A 3,451-nucleotide genomic window follows, 5' to 3' on the forward strand; every position below is an offset into this window, starting at 1 on the left:
GTCACGTCGGAGGCACTGTCGCAAGTCGAGGTTCCGGACAGGAAGACAGCGACCATGCGAGTCTCTACCCACGGTGCGGGCGTCGGCGCAGGGTCAAGTCCAAATGCGTGGTGTGTGGGGACGGGCACTGCGTGATCTCCTCTTTCAGGCTGTCAGCGCTGCAGGGGTAGTCGAGTTCACCTCCTCGTCCATTGTGTTGTAGTCACCGGTTTCCGGGGCAACGACAGTCACCCTGGAGCGGGCCAGAACATCAAAGCTCGAGATATCGACGGCCTTCAGTCCATTCATCGTGCTGGTCGGCAAGAACGGCTCCGACAAGCCGGATCAACGAAGTTCGGTCAGGGAGAATACCAACGATATCGGTCCGGCTGCAGATTTCCTTGTTCAGTCGTCCCTGAGGATTGTTGGACCAGATCTGACGCCAAATCTCCTTCGGGAATGCGGTGAATGCGAGCAACTCGGCGCGGGCGTCGTCGAGGTGTGCCGCTACCTTCGGAAGCTTGTCCGACAACGTATAGAGCATCCGATCATACTGTTCCTCAACACCTTTCCAGTCTGGTTGATCGTAGATCGAATGCAGCATCGTCTTCACCCTCGGCCACTGCGTTTTCGGGGCGATCGACATCAAGTTCACCGCGTAGTGCGTGCGACACCGTTGCCATGATGCGCAGGACAGGGTGGCGCCGATCGACGCCACGAGACCGGCATGGGCGTCGGAGGTCACCAACTTGACCCCGGTCAATCCGCGAGCGACCAGGCCGCGGAAGAACGTCAACCAGCCGGCCTTGTCCTCACCGGAGGAGACGTCGATGCCGAGTATTTCGGGGTGCCCATCTTTGTTGATGTCGACCGCGATCAGAGCGTGCACGTTCATCACGCGCCCGTTTTCCCGAACTTTGAGTACCAATGCATCGGAGGCGACGAAGGTGTACGGGCCTTGATCGAGTGGCTGGGAGCGGAACGATTCGACTTGTTCGTCGAGGTCTCGGGCCATGATCGAAACCTGCGACTTCGACAAGCTATTGATACCCAACGACTCGACGAGATTCTCCATCCGCCGCGTCGAAACCCTGAGCAGACAGCAGGTAGAGACGACGGAGGTGAGCGCACGCTCGGCGCGTTTGCGGTGCTCGAGAAGCCAATCCGGAAAATACGATCCCTGCCGCAGCTTCGGGATGGAGGCGTCGAGTGTTCCTGCGCGAGTGTCGAAGTCGCGGTGCTTGTATCCGTTACGGGAGTTGCCGCGTTCGCCATAGCCTGCGCCACACAGGCTGTCTGCTTCCGCGCCCATCAGCGCGGTGATGAAGGTTCCGAGCATCGAGCACAGCAGGTCGGGGCTCGCAGCGGCGAGTTGGTCGGACAGAAACTTTTCGGGGTCGATAACGTTGTGATCGGTCATCGCGTGTTCTCTCTTCAGGTCGAGTTGGTAGCTCTCTTGAAGAATCACGCGGTGGCCGCCCTCATTCGGCAGCGACACGCCCACGGTTTCAGGGTGACTGGTCGTACATCACTCTGCTGGACTCAACCCATCGCGGGTGAGGTATGCGGGGCGCTCGCACTGCTTGCACCAGACATAACAGGCGGCAGGGTTGTGTGACTGCCGCACTTTAGCCATGTGACGGGATTCGTTGGGTCTATCCGAGAGCCACGTCATGAGATTGTCGGAGGCGTCGAAGGACGCCAGCGAGATTCGGGTGATGAAGTTGTCACTTAACACATCTGCGGCGTTCGGTTGTCGGTGGGGTGGGGTGGGGTGTTCATATCATGGACCATTCCGGTTCCTCAATCGTCTTACGAATGGGATTGAGGGCTTGCAAGTAATCTCGCAAGGATTCGATGAACTCTTCGACGGCCTAGACAATCCCGGAGCCGATGTCCAGCCTGAGCAGAATTGCAAAACACCGGTACCCCGAGCAGAGCCATTCCGGACCCCGACCAGTTGTTAGACGCTCCGATCATGAAAACCGGACTGTAGTCACAAGTACCCCGCGCTGAACGGCTATGTCGAAACCATCAACATGAATCACCTCAGACGCCTCAACAAGGTCGAGGAAGAGAACTCTCCACGCTCGGCGTGGCTGTGGTGGATTCAACATGTCCTCCATAAGTCTGTTCGGGGTGTTTGTGCTGCGGGTTTATGCGGCACGCTGGATCTGGATTCGAACCAGTCACTGCGCCATTGCAGGGTGCGGCGGCCGGAGTTGTCGACGGCGAGTTCTCCGTAGTTGGTATGCGCTCCGGAGGCGTAGAACGGGGCTGCTCCGAGGCCCTGTGCGACAAGGGTTGCCCGGTCGTCCACGCCTTGTGATCTGGCCATTGCGGTCAGCCCGCTCAGGTCCATGTTCTGGGCTTGGCCTGTGTCCTGGGCGTTGGAATCCGATGCCGCGCTTACCTTTCCGAGCAGCGATGCATCCGTTTTGGCTGCTTTGACGGTGAGCATTCCTGTTGTGGCAGATGCGACGTCGAGGTCGAATCGGGAGTAATCCGGCGAGCGCTGCAGAATACCCCTCGATGCCCGAACATTCCGATTAGATATTTTCATTCACGAATTACAAATTATTGATAGTTGATCAAAATATGTTTTGCCGCAAAATTTCAATTGTGACATTGACCACAAGCGCGATAAGCAACGTTTCGGCTTCGCTATCTCTCAAATACGGCCACCCTCAGCAGCAATAGCAACTACGCTACAAGTCTAGCTAATTTCAGGCTCACCCATTTCCTTCCGCCAGTCACCCTGGACCCGAACTTTCGTGCCGTGATCACTTAGACTGTGATGCACGGGGGCTCGATAAGGTTCGAAACGGTGACTGAAAGTCGCAAGTGGAGCCTTTCGTGGCAATCGAAGTAGAATATCGAAATCTAATCCATACAAGGAGATTGCAATGGGATCGGTAACTGATATGATTAGTATCGTCAAGTCTGCCGTGGAACTGATTTCCAAGTTCTCGTCGGGATCCACTGAAACCCCAGTGGAAACGCCACTTGCAGACTAACGGTAGTCAAGTGTTTTAACGGGTTCAGGGCGATAAGTCCTGATACTTCACGCCCTGAACCCGCTGCGCCGAGTGGACCCCCAGATGGTCACAGGCTGCGAAATATCACATCCATCACGGAAATCGCCACCACCGGTATCATCTCAAACTAGGCCAGTTAACGCATAGCTTCAGAATACACTTCTAAGGCTGTTTCCACAGACCCCTAGAGTGTGAACATCCCCTCTTCTTGACATCAATCAGTCCGATGCAGGGAAATAAATCTCTCGACAAGAAATCCTCAAGGCTTCCCGGATCAAGAATTTTTCTATATTTTCCATCTTCAAACCACCAATCGAACATTAACAAGACGATGCACTTTGATGAAGTATCAATATTCTATACGGTAGCTATTCCTCTGAAAATATAGAATTTCCCAATTCTGACACCGTACGAAGTTACTAGTTGCGAAGTTA

At 55.1% G+C, this 3,451-nt stretch carries 1 protein-coding gene and 1 pseudogene; both read right to left on the minus strand.

Going from position 1 to position 3,451, the window contains the following annotated elements; genetic code table 11:
- Positions 1 to 144: 144 nt before the first annotated feature.
- A pseudogene (locus tag RhoBH5_RS32380) lies at positions 145 to 1,399 on the minus strand (IS256 family transposase).
- Between the two features lie 690 nt (positions 1,400 to 2,089).
- Positions 2,090 to 2,542 carry a hypothetical protein gene (locus RhoBH5_RS32385; protein WP_270009617.1) on the minus strand — a complete coding sequence of 151 codons (453 nt, stop codon included), beginning with the start codon at positions 2,540 to 2,542 and terminating at the stop codon, positions 2,090 to 2,092.
- Between the last annotated feature and the right edge of the window lie 909 nt (positions 2,543 to 3,451).

Source organism: Rhodococcus sp. BH5 (assembly GCF_027583855.1).
GTDB classification, from domain to species: Bacteria; Actinomycetota; Actinomycetes; order Mycobacteriales; family Mycobacteriaceae; genus Rhodococcus_F; species Rhodococcus_F qingshengii.

Coding starts and splice junctions, on each gene's coding strand:
- RhoBH5_RS32385 (WP_270009617.1), bottom strand. CDS start 2,542: ATGAAAATATCTAATCGGAATGTTCGGGCATCGAGGGGTATTCTGCAG.